The following is a 22,703-nucleotide window of genomic DNA, read 5'->3' on the forward strand; positions in this document are numbered from 1 at the left end:
CGTTCTCCTTCCTTTCTCACCGGACATCCCCTAGATCGCGGATGCCGCCATAAATCCTCCAAACAGGGAGATCACAAGCATACATGCGCCCGCAAGTCCGATTGCCTGCGCCGCCTTCGGATGTTCTTTCCACTCGGTATCATGCCACTCGATCAGTGCCGCCGCCGTCACAGCGATCGTCATATACAGATATAAAAATGTACGCGATTCCGACACAAAGATGGTCGGAGAAAATCCCATGACCACGCGGGACGCAAGTCCGATCGCAAGCAGGAAGAAGCAAAACAGAAATTCTTCCCAGGATCCCGCCACCCATGCGAGCGATACCAGGATGCACAGTAAAACAAGCAGATATAATACGAACGGCAGATAAGAATATCCCCATACATAATTATATCCGTTTATGATCTCATTTTTCTCCAGTACGCTTGCGAGTTTTGCATAATGCTCACTAAACGAATCTCCAAAAAATGTGAGCACAGCCGTGATACATACCGGGATCAGGGACACGAAACGCTCCATAAATCCCTTCATCCGCAAAAACACCAGGACGGCCAGCACAAGCGTGAATGCAAAAAACAGAAGATTTCCCGAAGAGATCAGGTGTTTCATGGTATCCACAAATCCAAGATCCGCCTTGTCGACCAGATTGTACATTTCATAATTCTGCAGATAATTTGCAATCTCCTCATTCTTTCGCGCCGCGTTTCCCGGGCATTTCAGAATGAATAAAAATTCCGCAAGCCCAATCAACAGATACGGCGCCAGCACAAGCACCTGTTTTCCCTGCTTTTTCACAAAGAGGATCCACAGGAAGCATAAGCCCTCTATTCCAAGTAAAACCGCGCACATCTGCTCGGCATTTGCCGCATAGATCATCGCCGGAAGATACAGGATGTGCATCCACCATGCCACCCGCTCACCGCGGAGTACACGCGCCGTCCCTGTAAGCACAAACACTCCGAGCGCAAGCGGCCAGATATAATTTGTTGTTGTCGCGATCCAGCCCGCGCCGCCAAGTTCCGCGAGCGGATAGATCAAAAGCAGACCGACCAGGACCCAGTTCGTGCGCGCTTTGTCTTTTGTTTTTCCAAAGACTGCGGAAAGTGAACACGCGAGCAGCATCCACATGCCCCAGTCAAGGAGCTTATACAGGCGCATATGTCTGGAAACATATACCAGTGCCGCCTCGATCACCAGTCTCGAGCTCCAGCCATGATAGCGGATCGTAAGATAATCCTTCAGGGAATAGGCATCGAGCTGGTTTCTGAAAAACCACATGGCATCCGTTCCCGGACCTTCCCGCATCATCCAGTGATAGATGAGCTGAACCCCGGCAAAAAACCAGAACGGAAGATATTCCTTTTTCGTAAGTTTCTTAAATAATGTCTTTAAACGTTCCATATTTCCTTACTCCACCTCCTGATCCGGATCGATCAGTATCCGTCTTCCATTGCATTCATACAAGAGCATCAGTTTTCCTTCCGCCTTCTTTTTATAAACCGCGCTCTTAAAGCCGCAGTAGTCATAATTATGCCCGTCATCCACATTCTCGGTGATCTCCTCACGTTCCACCGTCTCCGTCGGGAGCGCATAATAGATATTTTTTGCTTCATCATACATGAGTACCCGCATACAGGATACATTAATATCTTCCCCCGGGAGATATGCATACCCCTGCACCGAAACATAATTGTAGAAATTTCCAACCTCTTCTATCTGATATACGATCGTTCCATTGTCTGTCTCACAACCGGAAACATCGATCACTTTTACCCGCTGGTTCATTCCGTACAGCAACAGCAGAAAGAGTACTGCGCACACTGTAAACACTGCTGCCACAAGTGCTGCAACCTTCCTACCCTCATATTTTTTAAACATACTTCATCCTCCTGTTTCCTTCCTCATTTATGGCAGAAAACGCCTTTATTATAATACCGCTATGCCAGTTTTTTTTCAAGTTTTTCCATGCAGGCACAGCGTCCATTTTCATCCGCAATAAAATAAAGTGTGCGCTTACCGCACACTTTCGCGCGCGAGCGGTATGTTCAACATAAACTTCATCTCCGCGAGCTGCGCATCCCCGCGGAGCGTTTTTAAATCATAGGAAGGAATTTCCTATGATTCAAAGAAAGCCGCCCACGGTTTATCCGCAGACGGCATAAAGTTCTTCTTATTTTATTAAGTTTTCGGCGCATCCCCTACTGACTGTCCGGGCAACAGTGTCCCCTCGATCACCACCCGCTCGATAAACGTTGTTTTCGGATTTTCGATCGCCGTGATCAGGCGTCTTGCCGCCTCTCTTCCGATCTCATCCATATTCTGTGATATGGTCGTGATCTTCGGGTGCAGTAACTGCGACATCAGAATTCCATCGTAGCCCGCGATCGAAATGTCATCCGGGATCTTTCTGCCCGATTCAATGATCACATTTCTCCCGCCGATCAAAGAGGTGTCATCCGGGTACAGGATACAGGTTGGCGGATCATCCAGCTCAAAAAGCTCCCTGGTCTGAACCGCAGTTCCCTTCGTCTCAAGGTACGCGGCAGTCCGCACATATTCCTCCGGGACATCAAGCTTTAATTCCTCGCACACACGGTAAAAGCTCGCCAGACGGTCTTTCGTAACATAGGAATTGGTCTGCCCGTGAATGTAGGCGATCCTGCGGTGTCCCCTGCTGTATACATAGCGGACAAGATCTTCCATTCCCTTTACATTATTCGAACATACCGCAGTGCAGTTATAATGGATATAATCGATCGTCACTTCCGGCAGATTACTGTCCATAAGCTCCATCACCTGTGGATCGTGATAATCCGCGCAAACGATCGCGACTCCGTCAAAATTGCGGTACTTGCAGTGCTCATAATAAGACATCTTTCTTTTTTCAAAAGAAGTATTTAAAAACGTGATATCATAGCCCTGCGACTCCGCCTGTGTCTTAAAACCGTTTAAAACACTCGAAAAGTATTCATGTTTTAAGCCGCTCCCGGCCTCTTCCTCAAACAGTACACCAAGACTGTAGGAACGTTTTGTTTTCAATGCCCGTGCCGCAGAATTGGGGAAATAGCCCATCTCTTTCGCCGTTTCCCGGATCCTTGCCTTGGTGCTTTCGCCAATGTCCTTCTGGTCATTGAGCGCCTTACTCACTGTGGCGGTTGAAACTCCGCATTTTTTTGCAATGTCTTTCAGTGATACCATTTTTTACTCCTTGCGCGCCGCTTATCGCAGGTGCTTAATCGTTTTCGTCTTTTTATTATACGTCCATTCTCTCAAAAATGCAATAATAATTAGATGTTTTTATTGTATTTCACTGATTTTTCATGTGATATTTGTGCATTTTTATATGTTTACGAAACTTCTTTGCTTTTTTATCGCTCCATTTTCTGCCGCACCGTCCCTTGTCTCTTTCCACAAAAGTTTTTCTTTTTTTTGTGTAATCTGCTATTTTTCCTGTTTTCATCCGGTTATGAATTGCATTTTTACTTTTTCTACTATATACTTGGTATCAAGAACAATATTACTTAATCGTTTTCGTGATGTGTTGTAACATACGATTACATTGATATCAGGAGGATTATACTATGAAATTCGGACATTTTGACGACGTGAACAAGGAATATGTGATCACTTCACCGCGTACCCCGCTGCCGTGGATCAACTACCTCGGCTGTGAAGATTTCTTTTCCTTGAAATCAAATACCTGCGGAGGATACAGCTTTTACAAAGACGCGAAGCTCCTTCGCCTGACCAGATACCGCTATAACAACGTACCACTGGACAGCAACGGTCTTTACTACTTTATCAAGGACGGAGATACCGTATGGAATCCGGGCTGGATGCCGACCAAGACCGAACTTGACGACTACAAATGCCGCCACGGTCTTGGCTACTCCGTTTTTGAAGGAAAAAAGAACGGCATTTCCGCCGTCCTCACCGATTTTGTCCCGATGGGCACTGCGTGTGAAGTAAACAAACTGACTCTGACCAATGAATCCGATGAGAAAAAAGATTTCACCCTGTTTTCCTATGTGGAATTCTGCCTGTGGAATGCCATGGACGACATGACCAACTTCCAGCGTAATTTCAGCACCGGCGAAGTCGAGATCCACGGATCCACGATCTACCACAAGACCGAATACCGTGAACGCCGGAACCACTACGCGATCTTCTCCGTCAACACGGACATCGACGGATTTGATACCGACCGCGATTCTTTCCTTGGCGCATACGGAGAAAACCGCGCTCCGGAAGTTGTGATGACCGGAAAAGCCAAAAATTCCGTTGCAAGCGGCTGGGCTCCGGTTGGTTCCCACCAGATCAATATTTCCCTGGCTCCGGGCGAAAGCAGAGACCTCGTCTTTGTACTCGGCTATGTGGAGAACAAAAAGGACGAAAAGTGGGAAGGTTTAAATAAGGTAAACCGCAAACCGGCGGAAGCTATGCTCACCAAATTTGACACAACCGAAAAAGCGGATCAGGCACTTGCCGACTTAAAAGCTTACTGGAACGGTCTGCTCTCCCATTTCACCGTATCTTCTTCCGAAGAAAAACTGGATCGCATGGTCAACATATGGCACCAGTATCAGTGTATGGTCACCTTCAATATGTCCCGTTCGGCTTCCTACTTTGAATCCGGCATCGGCAGAGGCATGGGCTTCCGTGATTCCTGCCAGGATCTGCTCGGTTTCGTACATCTGATCCCGGATCGCGCAAGACAGCGTATCCTCGATATCGCTTCCACACAGTTTGAGGACGGCAGCGCTTACCATCAGTATCAGCCGCTGACCAAAAAGGGAAATGCCGATATCGGAAGCGGCTTCAATGATGATCCGCTCTGGCTCATTGCGGGAACTGCCGCTTACATCAAGGAGACCGGTGACTACTCGATCTTAGACGAGATCACACCGTATGATAACGACGCATCCAAGGCAACCGACTTTATGGAACATTTAAGACGTTCCTTCAACTATACCGTAAATCATTTGGGCCCGCACGGTCTTCCGCTGATCGGACGCGCCGACTGGAACGACTGCTTAAACTTAAACTGCTTCTCCGAAGAACCGGGTGAATCTTTCCAGACCTTCGGACCATCGGAAGGACCGAATGCAGAATCTGTCTTCATCGCCGGAATGTTCGTAAAATACGGCAAAGATTACGCAGCGATCTGCCGTCACAGAGGGCTTGAAGAAGAAGCAAAAGAAGCAGAAAAACAGATCGAAAAAATGGAACAGACCGTACTCGATGCCGGCTGGGATGGCGAATGGTATCTGCGTGCCTATGACCATTACAAACACAAGGTCGGTTCCAAAGAATGCGAGGAAGGAAAAATCTTCATCGAGCCACAGGGCTTTTGTGTCATTGCCGAGATCGGCTTAAAAGACGGCTACTGCTTAAAGGCCATGGAATCGGTAGAAAAGCATCTGGACACCAAATATGGTATCGTACTGCTCCAGCCATGCTATACCAGATATCATGTAGAGTTAGGTGAGATCACCTCCTACCCGGGCGGCTACAAGGAAAATGCCGGTATCTTCTGCCACAACAATCCATGGATCTCTATCGCAGAGACGGTAGTCGGACGTGGAAACCGCGCATGGCAGGTATACACGAGAACCTGCCCTGCCTACATTGAGGATATCAGCGAGATCCATCGCACCGAACCATATGTGTACTCCCAGATGATCGCAGGAAAAGACGCGCCAAACTTTGGTGAAGCAAAGAACAGCTGGCTGACCGGAACCGCCGCATGGACGTTCCTTGACGTTTCGCAGTACATCCTCGGCATCCGCCCGGACTATGACGGACTGGTTGTAGATCCTTGTATTCCGGCATCCTTAGACGGCTTCTCTGCAAAACGTGATTTCCGTGGCGTAACCTATCACATCACGGTCAAGAATCCGAATGGCGCAGAAAAAGGTGTTGCTTCCATGACCGTAGACGGCACTCCGGTAGAAGGAAATATGATCCCGTTTGACGGCTCCAAAAAAGAAGTTCAGGTTGAAGTTGTAATGGGATAATCCAGAAAGCGGGATGCGTTCCGCATCCCACTCTGACAACTGCCAATACAAAAAGAACATGTTTCGGAAATTCCGGAACATGTTCTTTTTATAAACGTTTTTATAACATCCGATTGATCAGATACAGCCCTTTCACCACGATGTTGTCCAGGCGTTTCTGACGATAGATCTTTTTGTTAAATATAAGCCGGATACGCGCCGCAAAACTGGTCTTCGATGCGAGGAGCAGCTGCACCAGCTCGTCCTTTTCTTTATTTCCATGATACTCTTTGGCAAAATTCGCGATCTGCTTTCCGAGCATCCCTCTCGTCTTTTTTAAGAACTTCCACTTGTTTTTTATCATTACAAGCGCACTTCTGCTCGATCCCAGCTGATTGTCGCCATGCTGACGATAGAGGATGTACGCGCCCTTGTCAAAAATGACCGTTCCAAGATAAGATGCCACCAGATAGCACCACCAGTCATGCCAGATCGCATTCTTTGGCAGATGTCCCTTTACCTCATCGATCAGCGCCCGGTTCATCACTGCGGTACACCCGGTACACATACTCTCAATCAGCGCGTTGCCAAATCCCGGAACCGCATCGGGAATCTCACCCTCCGGCAGACGGTTTAAATCCTGATCGACCAGAATCTGGTTGCTGCAATAAAGCGCCGGTCCATCAAGCGCCTCCAAACGTTCTACCGCAACCTCGATCTTATTTTCCAGCCAGTAATCATCCTGGTCTGAAAACGCCACATAATCCGCATCGCATTTCTGGATCAGTTCGAGGAAGCTTCTCGTAAGTCCCTCATTTTTCCCCGGAAATACATACAGATTCTCGTGCTGTTCCTGATACTTCTTTAAAATCTCAAGCGTCGCGTCCTTTGATCCGTCATCCCGCACCAGCACCTCGATGTTTGGCCAGGTCTGACGGAAAATACTGTCTAACTGTTCTGCAAGATACCGCTCCCCGTTATAAGTAGACATCAGTATCTGTACTTTTTTATCACTTTGCATATGGCATGATTGCCCTTTCATTTCTATTTGTGGATCAGAGTGCCGTTTGTCGTGTTCATTCCGCTGTGCGTCTCATCCAGCTTTGTAATGAATACTTTACGGATCGCAGAGTCACCGATGAAATCGATGGCAGCTTCAATCTTAGGACGCATGGTTCCTTCCTCGAACTGTCCCTCTTCCATATAGCGCTTTGCCTCTTCCACGGACATGGAATCGATCGGTTTTTCTGACGGTGTGCCATAATTCAGGCATACCTTCTGCACGCCGGTCAGGATAACGAGTGTCTCGGCGTCTACCAGTTCTGCAAGCTTTCCTGCCGCAAGATCTTTTTCAATGACCGCACTCGCGCCCTGTAAATTATTTTCCTGCATCAGAACCGGGATTCCGCCGCCGCCACATGCGATCACGACCTGATCCGCGTCACTGAGTGCGCGCACCGCGTCGATCTCCACAATATCGATCGGCTTAGGTGCCGCAACGATCCTGCGGTAACCATCCTCGGTCTTCGTCACATGGTTGCCCTTCTTTTCTTCCGCTTCTGCTTCCTCCTCGGTCATAACCCGTCCAATGACCTTGGTCGGATGATAGAATGCCTCATCATAAGGATCTACACACACCTGGGTCAGCACTGTCGCAACCGGCTTGTAGATCCCACGGTTCAAAAGCTCCGTGCGGATCGCGTTCTGTAAGTCGTAGCCGATATATCCCTGGCTCATTGCGGAGCAGACACTCATCGGAGTTGCTGTGTACTCCGGATAGAGACGGCAGAACTCGGACATTGCTGTGTGGATCATGCCTACCTGCGGTCCATTGCTGTGTGTGACAATGATCTGATAATCATCTTTTATAAAATCAGCGACTGCCTTCGCTGTCTTCTTTGTTGCTTTTTTCTGTTCCGGAAGCGTAGTTCCCAGCGCATCGTGTCCCAATGCGATCACAATCTTCTTTTTTTTCATCAAAGTCGACCTCCCACAAAATATATCTCTATGTTAGCACATTTTAGACTTCTCCACAACCTCTAAACCGGAAAAAGACCGGAGAAAGTCTCCGGTCTGTTCCTTATTCTATCATATTTTACTGCTGCGGCTTTGTACCGAGTGTTACGGTAACGGTCTGTTCCGTGTACTGTCCGTTCGCCGGCCGCTGAACGGTAACTTCTACCTGGGTACCCGGTGCGTAATACTCGAGCGTATCCTTCAAGTCAGACATGGTTTTTACATCGGTTCCGTCAAACTGAGTGATGATATCTCCCTGCAGAATACCTGCCTGTTCTGACGGTGATCCACTGACTACCTGCGCAACATAGATACCGATCGGCATCTTATAAGCAGACGCGATCTGTGAAGTTACGTTAACACCGTTGATACCGATGTAGGAAGCGGAATCCGCTGCCTGTCTGCTGATCAGCCGGTCAATGATCGGCGCTGCCTTGGAGATCGGGATGGAATAGCCCATACCTTCCACCTGGGTATCCGAATACTTCATTTCATTAATACCGATGACTTCGCCTTTCATATTAAGCAAAGCGCCGCCACTGTTACCAGGATTGATCGCCGCATCTGTCTGAAGCAGCTCGTTTGTGATCTCTTCACCGGTCGTCTCATCCTGCATGGAAACGGAACGGTTGACTGCACTGATGACACCGGTTGTTACGGACTGTCCGTATCCGAGTGCGTTTCCGATCGCGATCGCGCCCTCACCAACCTGAAGGCTGTCCGAATCACCAAGTGTCGCTACCTTTACCTGGCTTAAAGTATCCTGCTGCATGCTGCTCTTTGCTACCTGAACTACCGCAAGATCGCTGGATGCCGCAGTGCCCTTTACTTCCGCTGATGCCGTGGAGTCATCAATAAACTGGACGGTCAGTGTTGTCGCGCCCTCTACCACATGGTTGTTGGTCGCGATATATAAATAATCATCGTCCTGACTTACAATGATACCGGAACCGGCGCTCTCGCTTTCACGGGTTCCTGTCTGTCCAAAGAAGTTCTCATACTGCTGCTCACTCATATTGGTGATCGCAACGATGGACGGCATTACTTCCGAAACAATTCCGGAAACATCCGATACGGAGGTTGCTGTACTTGAGGTATCTGTCGTATCGACTGCGTCTTTTCCGGAGCTGTCCTTTGCGGACTGCTTTAAGTGCGTAGTCTCTTCTTCCTCCTGTTCTTTTACGTTCGCCGTCTGTGTGGTATTGCTTCCGGTCAGTCTGCCGACTGCGTAATTGGTTCCGGCAAATACACTGCCTCCGACCAGTCCGAATACCAGCGCGATCGCAACACATTTTGCAAGTTTTTCTCCAAAGCCGCCTTTTTTGCGTTCTTTCTTCGGGCGTTTCTGTTTCGGATCATTCATCCCGCCGCCCATGTTCGCGCCATTCATATTGGCTCCGGCATTTGCGCTCCAGGAATTCTGTGCGTTTCCCGAGCTGCTCCATGTTCCGCTTGTATTCTGGTTATCATTATTGTAATTGTACTGATTGTTGTTATATGAAGAACCAGAAAAGTTGTTGTTCTGATTGTTATCCATAACGATTTCTCCTTTCGTCTCCTCTGATATCAGTTCCTCTTTTTCTTTTGTGACATCAGTCTAGTATATAATTGTGACGCTTTTGTGATAATAGATAACAATTTCCTTTTCTTCACAAAAAATCCATAATTATTCAACCGTAACCGATTTTGCGAGGTTACGCGGCTTGTCTACGTCGCATCCCTTGCCGACCGCCACATAATACGCGAAAAGCTGTAATGGGATGATCGCGAGGGAATTGGTGAAATATCTGTTGGTCTGCGGCAGATAGATCACATAGTCCGCAGCCTTTTCGATCTCTGTATTTTCCTCGTTGGTGATGGCAAGCACAAACGCCCCGCGCGTGCGCACCTCGACAATGTTACTGATCGTCTTTTTATAGAGGTCCTTCTGTGTCACCACTGCCGTAACCAGAGTGCCGTCCTCGATCAGTGAGATCGTGCCGTGTTTTAATTCTCCCGCCGCATAGGCTTCGGAATGGATATAAGAAATCTCTTTTAATTTGAGGGATCCTTCCAGTGAGATCGCGTAGTCGATCCCCCTGCCAATAAAAAATACATCTTTTGCCGCAATATAGCGGTTCGCGAAACGCTGGATCTTCTCCTTATTATGGAGTAACATCTCGATCTGATCCGGCAGCTTCTTTAAATCCGTGATCAGCTCTGTCGTTTCACTTTCTGTGATCTTTCCACGCACCTGCGCAAACTTGATCGCAAGCAGATAAAGTGCTATTAACTGTGCGCTGTATGCCTTTGTGGTCGCCACCGCGATCTCCGGACCTGCCCAGGTATACATTACCTTATCCGCCTCACGCGCGATCGAGCTTCCGACTACATTTACAATGCCAAGTGTCATGATCCCGCGCTCTTTCGCCAGACGCAGTGCCGCAAGCGTATCCGCGGTCTCCCCGGACTGGCTGATGATCACAACAAGCGTTCCCTTCTCAAGGATCGGATCCCGGTAACGGAACTCACTCGCGACATCCACTTCCACCGGAATGCGCGCAAGCCCCTCAAAGATGTACTTGTTCGTCACACCCGTGTGATATGCGGAACCGCAGGCAACGATATGGATCTTCTGAATGGACGCGATCTCCTCGTCTGTCATGCCAAGTTCTTCGATCACGATCCTGCCGTCTTTGATCCTCGGGCTTAAGGTATCGCGCACGGTCTTCGGCTGTTCATACATTTCTTTTAACATAAAATGCTCATAGCCGCCTTTTTCCGCCGCATTGATATCCCACTCGATCGTTTTGGATTCTTTTTGTATGATCTCACCGTCCACATTAAAAAATTCAATGTTTTTCTCGGAAAGTCTGGCGATCTCCTCATTTTCGATAAAATATACTTCTCTGGTATATTTTAATACTGCCGGGACATCCGAAGCGATCAGATTTCCTTCTTTTCCTTTTCCCACGATAAGCGGGCTGTCTTTCCGCACAGCATAAACCACATCCGGTTCATCCGCGAACAGAATGCCGAGTGCGTAAGATCCCTCCACGCGGTGCATGATCTTTGTCACTGCCTCGAGCGGATTTTCACACTTTTTATAATAGTAATCCAGAAGATGTGCGATAACCTCGGTATCTGTCTCGGAAATAAAGGAATATCCCTTTTCGATCAGCTGGTTTTTCAGCTTTAAATAGTTCTCAATGATCCCGTTGTGTACCACCGCGATCGTATGATCCGCGTTAAAATGCGGGTGCGCATTGACATCCGACGGTTCTCCGTGCGTTGCCCAGCGGGTGTGTCCGATCCCAACGGTTCCCGGAAGCAGTTCCCCGCCATGCGTCAGCTCATTTAACACCTTCAAACGTCCGGTCGCTTTTTTGATATTGATCTGCGCTCCGTCATACACTGCCATTCCCGCTGAGTCATAGCCACGGTATTCCAGCTTTTCGAGACCATCCAATAAGATCGGCGCAGCCTGTTTTTTTCCAATATATCCAACAATTCCACACATAGTCTTTCCTCACTTTATCTTTGTTTTCTTTATACAACAAAGGTCTGCCCCCGCATAACCGCGGAAGCAGACGCTTCTTTTTACTGTTACTTACTATCTATTCGGTTTCGGTACTTTCTACATCATCTGTCTTCGTATGATCTTCCTCCGTCGGATCGGACGTCTTCACCGCATCATCTGCCGAATATCCTGTCTTGGTCGTGATCTTGTCACTGATCGCCTCTACTGTGTTGGACGGCGTATAATTCTCATCCTCAAACAGGAAGGTATGGAGTTCTTCCACGTTTGTCGTAAGATCGCAAGGAATGACACAGTCACCCTGTTTTCCGACATTGGCCGTGTTCTTATAGAACGGGAATCCACAGGTATCTGCCAGTTCATAACTCTGCAGATATACTGCCATGCCAAGAAGCTCCTTATTGGAGTAGCTGGTGGAAACTTCCTCTGTCATCTTATCCACGATCTTGGTCAGTGTGGCGACATCTGCCTTCTTTGCCTTTTCGATCAGCTTTGTGATGACAGTTCTCTGACGGAGCGCACGACGGTAATCGTCACCGGCTGTATAACGGATGCGGGCATAGGCCGTTGCCTGTACACCATCGAGGTTATACGTTCCACCACCATCCAGATAATGTGCTTCTTTTCCGGTTACCTGCGCAACCTCCCCGATGTAATCCTGGTGTTCGGTCTCACCGTTCATGATCGCAGCTTCTTCATCTGTGATATCCATGGTGATTCCGCCGAGCAGATCCACACAATCCGCAACCGCGTTAAAGTCTACAGATACATAATCTGTGATATCCAGATCGAGGTTTTTATTTAACATGGAGATCGCCTGTGTCGGACCTCCCTTGGAATATGCCGCATTTGCTTTCGCGAAGCTGCCGTCTGTGGTATCCATATCCAGATAAGTATCACGGTAGATGGAGACCATGCGGACTTCCTTGGTATCGTTGTTGATACTTACCACAATGATACTGTCGCTTCGTCCGGTATCAAAATCACCGTTGGAACGGTTGTCCAGTCCAAACAGCGCAATGTTCGTATAACCGGAAAGCAGCGCCTGTGTCTCACTGTCCAGCTGGTTGATCGTAAGATCTTCCTCTTTGATCGTACCGCGGTCGATCTTGTTTAATTTCATCCAGACGCCGAGGATCAAAAGTAAGATCAGCAGTACGATGATCTCAATGACATAAATGATCACTTTTCTCTTTTTGCGCTGTTTCTTGGTCACTTTCTTTCCACCCGGTCTGTTTCCGTTTGGATTCGGACGTGTATTTGTATTACGCTTTCCTCCCTGCTGGGATGTCGTTCTTCTTCTCTCACCCTGACCGGAATGCTGACTGCCGCTCCGCTGCTGCGCCGGTCTGCGTGTACCGCCGGAAGATGATGTATGTGCACCAGATGGTCTGCTTCCAGACGGTCTGTTTCGATTTCCATTCTGTTCGCTCATTGTTCTCTCCATTTCTCTCTATGTATTACGATAAACAACCAATTAACTATATAATAAATCAATTCTTGTGTCAATATTTTCCCCTTTTCTTAATAAAGGTTTAATTTTTAAGGCGCCGCAGCTGCCTGTGCAGCGCGCGCAGGAAAACAATCCGGTTCTTTATCATAACCGGTACCGTATTGTGGGAAAAATCTGAATTGTTATGCTCATGCCTGCGGTAAAAAAGCAGTTTTTCCGGCATAATACAGGTTCCGCTTCCCTTCAGGTCATTGAGTACCCCGATCCACTGGTCATGCATCTGGATCTCCTCCGGTATCGGCAGGATCCACTGCAATACTTCCCTGCGGAATGCCATACAGCAGCCCATATAAGTATTTTTTATGATATTGGCGCATGCCCCGGCTTTTGATCCACGATACGCAAAAAAAGAAGGCATGAGTTCTTCCGTATGATCCTCATTGACGACGACCGCGTCATGCATCACCAGCGAGACGCCCTTCGCTTCAAATACCCCAAGCATCTTTTCCACCTTGTCATCCGCCCAGATGTCATCCTGGTCTGCAAGGAAAATATAATTTCCCAGACAATGTTTTAACGCATTCTCAAAATTTTTCTTGATCCCGCTTCCCGGCCCCTGCACCACACGCACCCGCGCGTCCTCTTTTGCAATCTCCGCCAGAAATTCCGGGGTCTTATCCGTAGATCCGTCATCCGATATGACAAGTTCGTCCTCCGCGGTCAGATTTTTCAAAATGGATATTACCTGCTCCCTGATGTAGGGCAGTCCGTTATAGGCTGCCATCGCGACAGATACCCGCTTTTTGTTCTCTTCCATATTATTATCCTGTTTCCTACTTCTGCTCTAAAAACAGTTTTTCATATTTTTCTATGATATAAGGCCAGCTGTAATCTTTTCGGATCCGCTCCTTCGCCCGCTCACCAAGCTCTTTTCGCTCCGCTTCCTTCATCTCATCCGCACGCTTTAAGAGTCTGCCGAGATTTCCCGGCTCCTTGCTCCAGTATAACGCGCCGTCTCTTGCCACTTCTGAATTGAACCCGACATCCAAAAGCAGATTCAGATCCGTGCTTCCGAGCGCCTCAAGCAGGGACGGATTGGTTCCTCCGACCTCATGCCCATGCAGATATCCGTAGGCATTTTTCCGGATCAGCGCAAGCAGAGCCGCGTCATATACGGTTCCGACAAATTTGATCCGCGCATCTTTGTCAAATCCGGTCTCCGCCTGCAGTTTTTCATAGAATTTATTGTGCTCCACATTCGTGATCAGCACAAAGTCCTTATCGGTTCTGGACTCCATAAATTCCCGCAGCATGGTCTCATAATTATTCTCCGGCACAAAGCGTCCGACCACCAGATAGTATCCGCCGCTTTTCACGCCGTGTTCCTGATACCACGCATCCAGTTTCGCTGCGGTCTCCGCAGTTTCTTTTTTTGCTTCCGCCGCTCCATAGGCGATATATGTCGTTGCCGGATGATATTTCGCATAGCTTCTTCTGATATAGCTTTCGATATTCTTTGAATCACAGATCAGAAGATCTGCGTGCTTTACCATGAGCTTTTCGGAAAATTTCCAGTATTTCCGTATGAGATAATTCCACTTGGCACGCTTCCACTCATGTCCATCCGGGTTTACATAAAGTTTTGCCCCGCATGCCGCAAGGCGCTTCTTCCATGTTCCGATAAACGGCCCGATCCTGCATGCAAGCACATAGACCACCGCGTCTTTGATGTTATTCTTTCTGATATCATGCAGACACCAGGCGATCGCCTTTAAATCATAATAAACCGCCTTCGCAGGTCCTATGGACGGCACCACGAGATGAAAACACTCCGCGCCGTTATAGCGCACAACCTCTGCCTTTTCATCCATGCATGCCACATGATACACGATCTCTTCCGACTGGCGCCCCGCCGTCAGCTGCTCCACAAACGTTTCAAAACCGCCATAGTTTGCAGGGATTCCCTTGGAGCCTATAATATAAATATGTCTCATTTTATTCTGATCCTCGTCCGGTCACTACGACCTTGATAGTTTTTAACAGGATTTTGATGTCAAGTCCAAGATCCCAGTGCGCGATATAATAAGTATCCAGTCCGACCACTTCTTCAAAATCTTTGATATCGCTGCGTCCGCTGACCTGCCACATTCCGGTAAGCCCCGGTTTGATCCCGAGTCTCGCCTTGTGTTTCAGATCATAATTTTCAAATTCTTCCACGGTCGGCGGTCTGGTTCCGACCAGGCTCATATCGCCTTTTAAGATGTTCCAGAACTGCGGCAGTTCATCGATGGAATATTTCCGCATGAATTTTCCGATCGGAAAGATCCTCGGATCATTAGCCATCTTAAACATATGCCCGTCCATCTCATTTTGCGCCATCAGCTCTTTTTTCTGTTCCTCGGCGTTGACGTTCATCGAGCGGAACTTGTAAAACCTGAACTGTCTTCCGTTCTTTCCCACACGCACCTGCGCAAAGAACACCGGTCCCGGCGACTGCTTCTTGATGATCGGGGCGAAGATCACAAACGCGATCCCGGTCAGTGCCAGTCCGATCAGGCTTCCTGCAATGTCCATACAGCGTTTTAAAAACAGCTCTCGTGAAGAGGCGATCTTCATACTCGATGTGAGCACCAGATATCTGCCGACCTGCTCGATCATGCGGTTTGGCATCATCTGGGATTCCTCTACCAGGCTGAAATGCACAATGATCCCCATTTCTAACAGGTCATTTGCCAGTGCCTCACTGCTTTCTCTGGTGTTTCCGTTTATGAATACTTCATCCACCACGTTCGTCCGCACATACTCAAAGAAATCATCCGCGTTCGCCACAACCGGCACGCCACGGATCGTAGTGCCCTTGAGCTGTTCGTCCACGACAACGACACCGTCCACCGAGAATTCCGTGTATTCCATATTTTCAAAGTTTCTTAAACATTCCTCCACATATTCTTTGGTTGTCACAATGATCATCGTGGAACGGTAACGGCTGTTTAAGATCCGTCTGCGGATATAGCGCTTTAATGTTACCCTTCCGATAAATTCAAACACAATGGAAAGGAACAGATATACAAATAACATCTGTCTCGAATAGATTGCTGATTGTTTTGTCGCGTACATATATACCAGAAGTCCGAGAAAGATCACGGAACAGTGGATAATGACTGCTTTTAATTCCTGATATTTATTTCTGCGCAAAATCCCCTTGTAGGCTTCCGCGAAAAAAACAACACAAATATCGATCATGACCAGGATCACAGCAAGTCTCTGATACTGCTCATTTCGATATGGAAGAGAGATCCCCAGTCTTAGAAAGTAGGAAAGCAAAAACGCAAGCTGGAGACACGCAATGTCAAGCAGCGTAAAATCCAGATGCTTTGCCCAACTTTTATTTTCTTTTTTATACATCTTTTTGCCTCATTACAATTTCTGGTTTTTTTGTAATATTTTTGTAATATCTGTTTCTTATTTTACAATACAAATATCATTTGGACAACCGGAAATTATATTAAATGTTTCTTAACTCTGTTTATCGCCCCTGTGGATATACTGCCAGCTTTCCGCATAATCCGCCCGTTCCTGCGGTGTCATATACGCATACTTTTCATAGGTAAGTTTTACCGGCACCATCTGTTTCTCACCGCATTTAAAACATTCGACTTCTTTTCTCCGCGATACTTCACGCATCCATCCGCATTTCGGACATATAAATATCTTTATCATAGCTTTCCCATTTTCCTCCCACTCTATCACCGTTTTCGGTCATAACGTAAACGTTTTTCCGCTTTCCGCAAAGTTCGGATTATAGCACGGATCGTAAGATGATCCGCTTTCTTCCACGTCTTTTGCAAGTTTTTTCTTTGCTTCCGTAAGCGGCAGCACATCGGATCCTTTTTTTCCACAGATACTGCGGTAATCCGGTTCTTTTTCCACGACCGCTTCCACGCCGGATGCCTGCACGACTGCATACCCTGCCTTTCGGAGCCGCCTGCAGAAATCCATCTCGAGATACGGATGCGGAAGTGTCTCATCCACACCGCCCACGCGGTCAAACGCTTCTTTTTTGATTGCCGCAAACGCGAACGAGACTGCGCCGACCTCCTGGGCGAGCACCGCACGCCTGCAATAACCTTTATATTTTTCCGGAAGTCCGGCGAATAAAGTTCTCACTTCTCCGCCTTTTCCGCAGATATATCCATTCTGAAGCACCTTTCCGTTGGTGCCGATCGTCTTTCCGCCGACAATCCCGACACGTTCCTGCATACAACAGGAGATCAGTTCCTCTTTCCAGCCCCCGGTAATCGGTTTTACGCCATCCGGCAGCAGCAGGATATAATCTTCCTCCCGCTCTGCTTCTTTTCTTTTGTAGCGGATATGGAAACAGCCGACCTCGATGCGTTTTTCTACTTCGGCTTCTATCCCTAGACGTTTAAAATGCGCTTCAAGCGCCCGTTTTCCCGCGTCAAAGGTGTATTCCTTGCTGTCGCTGTCCCCGGCAGTCGATGCCGCGTGCATCCGCCAGTGATATAAGATCTTGGGAATATGACAGATCCGTTTTGCCTTTTCCGTTGCGCGCAGGATAAAATCATAATCCTGTGAGCCGTCGTATTCTTTTCGGAATCCTCCGATATCCGCAAGCAATGGACGTGACACCACAAGAAAATGACAGATATAATTGTTATCCCGTAAAAGTTCCAGGTTAAAATCCGGTTTAAAGTGCGGCTGTGTATGCCGCGTCAGGTCATGGGACACTTTGTCCTCATCCGAATAGATCACATCCGCATCCGGAAATGTGTTGATCACATTTACCACTTCAAAAAGCGCGTTTCTTTCAAGCACATCATCATGATCCATAAAACCGACATAGCTTCCGGTCACAAGTTTTAAACCTTCGTTTGTATTTTCGGAGATCCCGTTATTTTCTTTCAGGCGTTCGTAGCGGATCTTGTAGCGGCATCCCGCATCCTCATACTGTCTGATGCGCTCTTGGATCACCCGCTCTACCTGATCGGTTCTGCTCCCGTCCGCGATGCAAAGCTCCCAGTTATCGTAGCTCTGGCCTTCCAGTGACGCGAGCAGCTCCTTTAAAAACTGTTCGTTTGTCTCATATGCCGGAACCACAATGCTGATGCACGGCTCCACCAGGAAACGATGTTCCCGCTGTGCGCCGAGTTCTTCCTCCGTCGTCAGAAATTCTGCCACACGTTTTCCGTAGGTACGCATCGGAGAGCTTATCTTTTCATTCAGTTTTGTACAAAACCCTTTCAGTCCGTATCTTTTGTATACACCAACTGTTTTACTTACGATTCCCATTCATTTTCCTCACTTTGCGCACGATCAGAAACAGCTGGATCGCGATCTGAAGGATCAGTGTTCCCGCAAATGCCACGATCGTTCCGTCCAAAGACCATGTTTTTACTGCCGTCACCGATAAAAGAAACGCAGACGCGATCCCCGCAAGTCCGACCGCATACTGGCTTCTGATCTCACGGATCAGTGTGCAGACCGAAAAGAGACTTGCATTGACCGCGATCAGTACCGCGATAAAAAAGACCGGTATGAAAAGTCCGGTGTACGGTTTAATCTCCGCCCCGTATAAGATTCCAAGCGCGAAATCCGCTAAAAATACCGAGAGGATCACGCCGAGCACGGTCCCCGCCAGGATCAGCGCAAAGAATTTTAACAGGATCTTTTGAAATTCTTTTTTATTTTTTTCCTGATACTGTCTGGTCAGAACCGGCACCAGTGGCGCAAACAGTGTGGTTGCCGCCAGCTGTACCACGATCGTCGGGGATGACACGGAAGAATAGATCCCAAAAACCGTCTCCCCGTAATAACGTTCCAGATAGATCTTTGGTATGGTAAGCGAAAGATTATTCAAAAAGGCAACGATCGCAAGCGGCAGACAGGTGAGCAGCAGACTTTTGATCTGCGCAAACGCCGCCGTCCGCTCCGTTCCAATCAGCCCGTTTACGATCTTTCTATCATAGAAAAATACCACCGCAAAAGAAAAAACGGACATAAAAAGGACACACAGAAACAGATTTTTCGTCCACAGAAATACCACGCAAAACAGTACCAGAGAACCCAGTCCACGCATGGTTAGAGAAATTCCCGCATAGTCGAGACGCTCTTTTTTCTGGTCGATCCCGTAATAGACATCCGCCGCGCCCTCTGCCATCTTAAAGCACATGAACATCAGGATCACTGCTGCCTTGTCCCACGCATATCCATTGAAAATCACCACAAAAAGACAGACCGCAAAGGAGATCAGATTCGTATACACACGCGAGCGGATATAAACCGAATCCGAATATTGTCCCTTTAAGTCTGACACCTGATAGCTTCTGATATTGAACAGCCCGACGATCGCCGGCGCCGCTGTAACGCTCATTGCAAGCGACAGGACGCCCGCGTCTTCAAAGCCTGACATCCTGACGATGAGTACTGTCATGACCCACTGGCAGAAATAATATACCAGTGAGCCAACTGTATTGTAAATCATGTTCTGCTGAACCGATTTTTCCTGTCTGTTTTCCATGTTCACACCTAATCTTTATTTTACCTTTGCCACAAAACCGATCTCGTTTTCAAATACTTTTTCCATGGAATCAAAATATTCCTGATTGTCCACATAAATCCTGCTGTCGATCATTACACTGACATAATCACAGTTTTCTTCGAGATTCTCTTTAAATGTATCATAATCAGATTTCCAGTACATATAATCGGAAAGGCGCTGATTCGTCACACCCTCATACCAGTAAAACTGGTCATCGTTATACGCGCATGGAACCGGTTTGTCTGTCTTTCCGGTCTCAAGCAGCTCCTCATATATATAATGTGCCATCTCCATACGCGGTTCCGCATACGGCGGTTCTTTCATGGTATTTAAGTTAAAGCAGACCAGATCATTGTACTGTGGTCCTTTGATGCTGTCCATAAACAGGTTGTTGTTGTTATAGATCCGGTTTTCCAGCCCGGACACATAGAATAAAAGGACAAATGCCCAGGTACCAATGTAGCATGCCGTAACTGCGCGTGCCTCTTTTGTCATGCGATAAACACCGTAAAACGCGAGCGCACATACGATGAGCCACAGCATGTAATAATCTTTGTATAAGTAATAGGTAGATACCGAACGGTTATGGTACGCAAGCCCGAACATTCCGAGTGTGAATGCGGCAAAAAACGGTGCAAACCAGCTGATCATCTTATTCTTTCTGCTCTGGATCAGCTTCACGAATCCATAGATCGCGAGCGGCAGAAACGGCAGGAAGTTTGAATACAGATCACGGTAAATCGCTCCCTCCGCCGAGATCGCGGAGCCGACTGACACATCATCTTTTACAAACACATCCATGTAGGTGTACCACAGTCCCGAAATACACGGGAATAAAAATACCGCAAGGCAGGTCACTACCGTATCTTTTGAGATTAAGATCTTCTTCCGATACTGTTTTAAGAAGATAGCGAAAATGATCGCAAGGTAGGTCACCGGCATAAACAGCGCATAGCACTGGAACATCGCATGGCAGCCAAGCATCAGCAAAAAGATATGAAACCATTTTGTCAGCCGCTCTTCCATAAACAGATCCGTTACAACAAAAAGCATTGCAACCAGCGTAAGGCTCATGCCGAGATAAGTAAATCCGTAGATCGTGCTGTTTAACGGATAGCCAAGTAAAAAGATCAGAGAAGCGATCACACCTGCCGCCGCAAGGAACTTTCCTTTGATGTATTTGCGGATCACGCCAAAGAACATCACGCCGGACATCAAAAGCTGTACCACATCACTCAGCACATAAAAACGATAATAGTAGTCCACACGTTCAAACGGCGCGAGCAGCTCGATCATCGTGCCGTTCACCACCTGCGCGTAGAACATACGGCTGATGGACTGATCGTTGACAAAATCCATTGCCTCTCGGAAACGCGGTGCCGGATCTACCGTTTTATAATTGATGCTCAGATGAAAACCATAATAGCGGTTTCTCGCGAACCATACGACTGCCACAACCACAAGGATCAGGAATATGACATCCACGATCCCGTAAATATATTTCTGTGTCTCTTTCTTTTTATAGACCGGAAGCCAGAAATACACAGCCGCCACGAGATCAAAGATACCAAAGGTCACAAGGTTGACCGGTATATGGATGACATTGATCACCGCCGCTATAAAGACATGATAGCACTGTATCATAACAAAAATGAGTGCAAGCCAGGTTATGCCGTAAAACTTCTCATCCGATTTCTTCTGAAAATAAAATCCGCCTGCCAGTATCAGATAGGATACTGCGAAAAAAATTGATGCCGCCAGTGAAACCATAATACTCTCCTACTTATTTCTCCATTTTCTCTTCTTTGCTGTCATTGATATGCTGCAGTTCCATCTCGAAATCCTGACGGTTCTTCTGGCTGATCGTCTGTAAGATCATGCCGGAGAAAAACGACTGGATCGCTGCAAGCATCACAAAACCACAGACAAACAGTGTCGGAAAATTCGGCACAAGATGTGTCTGGGAATATTTTACCAGGATCGGGATCAAAAATCCGACAGAAAGCACTGCGAGCACTGCCGCAACTACTCCGTAAAAGTTCATCGGTTTATAAGTACGGTAAAGTCTTGCGATCGTGCGAAGCACACGGAATCCATCTGAGTAAGTGTTTAATTTGGAGACACTGCCCTCCGGGCGGTCACGGTATTCAATGATCACGTTCTCAACAAACATATTTTTGTCTGCCGCGTGAATGCTCATCTCGGTCTCGATCTCAAATCCCTTGGAAAGAACCGGGAAAGATTTTACGAACTGATAGCTGAATGCCCGGTATCCGGTCATGATGTCCTTGATATCGGTATTAAACAGCAGATTGATCGATTTGCGGACCAGCGAATTTCCAAAGTTGTGGAACGGACGCTTGTTCTCGGTGAAATAAGTCGAAGACAGACGGTCTCCCACTACCATATCCACGTTGCGCTCAAGCACCTTTTTGATCATTTCCGGTGCGGACTCTGCCGGATAGGTATCATCCCCGTCCGTCATGATATAACATTCCGCATCGATCTCACGGAACATTCTGCGGATGACATTTCCTTTTCCCTGACGATGCTCATAGCGTACGACCGCTCCGGCTTTGCGCGCGATCTCATCTGTATGATCCGTGGAATTGTTGTCATATACATAGATCACTGCCTCCGGCAGCACACGTTTAAAATCTGTCACTACTTTTTCAATGGTCTTGCTCTCATTATAGCAAGGTATCAATACTGCAATCTTGTCCATTTTTTTCTCCTAAAATTATATTCTGTGATTTTTTAGAATTTCCAGTTCATAATGATAACGCCTGCAATGATCATTGCTGCGCCAATTCCCGCGTTTAAGGAAAACTGCTCTTTGAATACAAAAAACGCAACGATCAGTGTTACGATCTGTACCACACCACTTAGGATCGGTGAGATATATCCGAGTTCAAACTTGCTGATGATGACCGTATAGAGTAAAAAGCTGATCCCGTAACACATATAACCTACCATTGAAAGCCCTGTGATACGAAGGTTCACAATCGGAACGATAAAGCCCTTTAAATTTTCCGCCATACTTCCAAGCTTCATAAAGGTGACCCCTGATATCGTAAATACAACATATACTGCACATAAAAGAAACTGCATGCTCTTTTTCCTCCATTTCTGCGCCTGCGTTCTATTCGCTCTATTGTA

At 47.4% G+C, this 22,703-nt stretch carries 18 protein-coding genes; 1 reads left to right on the top strand and 17 read right to left on the bottom strand.

Annotated features, from left to right (window positions below; all coding sequences use genetic code 11):
- Window positions 1-30: 30 nt before the first annotated feature.
- The 3 genes from H8Z76_RS01715 to H8Z76_RS01725 all read right to left on the bottom strand — a co-directional run bounded on the left by H8Z76_RS01715 (window position 31) and on the right by H8Z76_RS01725 (window position 3,201).
- Window positions 31-1,404 carry a hypothetical protein gene (locus H8Z76_RS01715; protein ID WP_186981459.1) on the bottom strand — a complete coding sequence of 458 codons (1,374 nt, stop codon included), beginning with the start codon at window positions 1,402-1,404 and terminating at the stop codon, window positions 31-33.
- A gap of 6 nt (window positions 1,405-1,410) precedes the next feature.
- Complete coding sequence (locus H8Z76_RS01720) at window positions 1,411-1,881, bottom strand: hypothetical protein (RefSeq protein WP_022515518.1); 471 nt, start codon at window positions 1,879-1,881, stop codon at window positions 1,411-1,413.
- Window positions 1,882-2,181: 300 nt separating this feature from the next.
- Window positions 2,182-3,201 carry a LacI family DNA-binding transcriptional regulator gene (locus H8Z76_RS01725; RefSeq protein WP_186981460.1) on the bottom strand — a complete coding sequence of 340 codons (1,020 nt, stop codon included), beginning with the start codon at window positions 3,199-3,201 and terminating at the stop codon, window positions 2,182-2,184.
- A 383-nt stretch (window positions 3,202-3,584) separates the two neighbouring features.
- Here H8Z76_RS01725 and H8Z76_RS01730 point away from each other — a divergent pair, with 383 nt between their 5' ends.
- On the top strand, window positions 3,585-6,020 hold the full coding sequence (locus H8Z76_RS01730) for a GH36-type glycosyl hydrolase domain-containing protein (RefSeq protein WP_186981461.1): 2,436 nt from the start codon (window positions 3,585-3,587) through the stop codon (window positions 6,018-6,020).
- Window positions 6,021-6,120: 100 nt separating this feature from the next.
- On the opposite strand, the gene H8Z76_RS01735 is transcribed toward H8Z76_RS01730, so the two are convergent.
- The 14 genes from H8Z76_RS01735 to H8Z76_RS01800 all read right to left on the bottom strand — a co-directional run bounded on the left by H8Z76_RS01735 (window position 6,121) and on the right by H8Z76_RS01800 (window position 22,655).
- Window positions 6,121-7,020, bottom strand: a complete 900-nt coding sequence (locus tag H8Z76_RS01735) for a glycosyltransferase family 2 protein (protein WP_186981462.1) — start codon at window positions 7,018-7,020, stop codon at window positions 6,121-6,123.
- Window positions 7,021-7,043: 23 nt separating this feature from the next.
- Window positions 7,044-7,976 carry a carbamate kinase gene (gene arcC, locus H8Z76_RS01740; RefSeq protein ID WP_186981463.1) on the bottom strand — a complete coding sequence of 311 codons (933 nt, stop codon included), beginning with the start codon at window positions 7,974-7,976 and terminating at the stop codon, window positions 7,044-7,046.
- A gap of 118 nt (window positions 7,977-8,094) precedes the next feature.
- Window positions 8,095-9,552 (bottom strand): S1C family serine protease, encoded by a 1,458-nt coding sequence (locus H8Z76_RS01745; protein WP_022515632.1) that lies wholly within the window; start codon window positions 9,550-9,552, stop codon window positions 8,095-8,097.
- 129 nt (window positions 9,553-9,681) lie between these two features.
- Window positions 9,682-11,514, bottom strand: a complete 1,833-nt coding sequence (glmS, locus tag H8Z76_RS01750; protein ID WP_022515633.1) for a glutamine--fructose-6-phosphate transaminase (isomerizing) — start codon at window positions 11,512-11,514, stop codon at window positions 9,682-9,684.
- 97 nt (window positions 11,515-11,611) lie between these two features.
- On the bottom strand, window positions 11,612-12,967 hold the full coding sequence (locus H8Z76_RS01755) for an LCP family protein (RefSeq protein ID WP_147617883.1): 1,356 nt from the start codon (window positions 12,965-12,967) through the stop codon (window positions 11,612-11,614).
- Between the two features lie 100 nt (window positions 12,968-13,067).
- Window positions 13,068-13,802, bottom strand: coding sequence for a glycosyltransferase (locus H8Z76_RS01760; protein ID WP_186981464.1), 735 nt, complete (start codon window positions 13,800-13,802; stop codon window positions 13,068-13,070).
- Window positions 13,803-13,818: 16 nt separating this feature from the next.
- Window positions 13,819-14,979 carry a beta 1-4 rhamnosyltransferase Cps2T gene (cps2T, locus tag H8Z76_RS01765; protein ID WP_186981465.1) on the bottom strand — a complete coding sequence of 387 codons (1,161 nt, stop codon included), beginning with the start codon at window positions 14,977-14,979 and terminating at the stop codon, window positions 13,819-13,821.
- A gap of 1 nt (window position 14,980) precedes the next feature.
- Entirely contained in the window at window positions 14,981-16,390 is a 1,410-nt protein-coding gene (locus tag H8Z76_RS01770; RefSeq protein WP_186981466.1) for a sugar transferase, read from the bottom strand.
- A 111-nt stretch (window positions 16,391-16,501) separates the two neighbouring features.
- Window positions 16,502-16,705: a DNA-directed RNA polymerase subunit M gene (locus tag H8Z76_RS01775; RefSeq protein WP_186981467.1), complete on the bottom strand. Its 204-nt coding sequence runs from the start codon at window positions 16,703-16,705 to the stop codon at window positions 16,502-16,504.
- Between the two features lie 39 nt (window positions 16,706-16,744).
- The gene (locus tag H8Z76_RS01780) at window positions 16,745-18,295 is read right to left on the bottom strand and encodes a glycosyltransferase family 2 protein (RefSeq protein ID WP_186981468.1); all 1,551 of its coding nucleotides are present in this window, start codon (window positions 18,293-18,295) and stop codon (window positions 16,745-16,747) included.
- Window positions 18,279-19,523 carry a lipopolysaccharide biosynthesis protein gene (locus H8Z76_RS01785; RefSeq protein ID WP_186981469.1) on the bottom strand — a complete coding sequence of 415 codons (1,245 nt, stop codon included), beginning with the start codon at window positions 19,521-19,523 and terminating at the stop codon, window positions 18,279-18,281. Before H8Z76_RS01785 ends, H8Z76_RS01780 begins: the two co-directional genes overlap by 17 nt.
- Window positions 19,524-19,538: 15 nt before the next feature.
- Entirely contained in the window at window positions 19,539-21,314 is a 1,776-nt protein-coding gene (locus tag H8Z76_RS01790; RefSeq protein ID WP_186981470.1) for a hypothetical protein, read from the bottom strand.
- Between the two features lie 13 nt (window positions 21,315-21,327).
- The gene (locus H8Z76_RS01795; protein WP_022515642.1) at window positions 21,328-22,269 is read right to left on the bottom strand and encodes a glycosyltransferase family 2 protein; all 942 of its coding nucleotides are present in this window, start codon (window positions 22,267-22,269) and stop codon (window positions 21,328-21,330) included.
- Window positions 22,270-22,301: 32 nt separating this feature from the next.
- Complete coding sequence (locus H8Z76_RS01800; RefSeq protein WP_186981471.1) at window positions 22,302-22,655, bottom strand: DMT family transporter; 354 nt, start codon at window positions 22,653-22,655, stop codon at window positions 22,302-22,304.
- Window positions 22,656-22,703 lie beyond the last annotated feature (48 nt).

The sequence above is a fragment of the Roseburia yibonii genome (genome assembly GCF_014297335.1).
Lineage (GTDB): Bacteria > Bacillota > Clostridia > Lachnospirales > Lachnospiraceae > Roseburia_D > Roseburia_D yibonii.